Origin of the sequence: Paenibacillus sp. 598K, from assembly GCF_003851045.1 — a bacterium.
Lineage (GTDB): Bacteria > Bacillota > Bacilli > Paenibacillales > Paenibacillaceae > Paenibacillus_D.
Genome location: NZ_BFBX01000273.1, coordinates 1 through 365, shown reverse-complemented (window position 1 = coordinate 365; position 365 = coordinate 1). Strand labels below are relative to the sequence as shown.

Below are 365 nucleotides of genomic sequence, written 5' to 3'. Positions count from 1 at the left end.
TCGTCTTGCCTGCGCCATTGCGTCCGACGAGCAGCGTCACCGCGCCGGCGGGGATATGGAGCTCGTCGATCTCGAGCAACTGGCGCTGTCCGATCCTCCCGCGCAGACGATCGATCTGCCATCCTGACCGGGTCGTCATCTCGCCACCGCCCGGGCCAGCTGCTCCGCGCAGAGCGGCAGCGGCGACAATCGGATGCCCTGTCGATGCAAGGCGAGCGCCGTACGTACGGCATAGGGCGGCGTCCAGCCGAACCGATCGCATAGCGAGACGCCCAGCTCCTCATCCGCCAGGAAAAATCCGTCAGGCTCGCCATCGTAGACGAGTCGACCGCCCTCAAGAGCGAGCACGCGATCGCCGCTCTCCC

At 67.1% G+C, this 365-nt stretch carries 1 pseudogene; it reads right to left on the bottom strand.

Annotated features, from left to right (window positions below):
- Nucleotides 1–135: 135 nt before the first annotated feature.
- A pseudogene (locus tag PA598K_RS36940) lies at nt 136–365 on the bottom strand (ATP-binding cassette domain-containing protein); the annotation flags it as partial.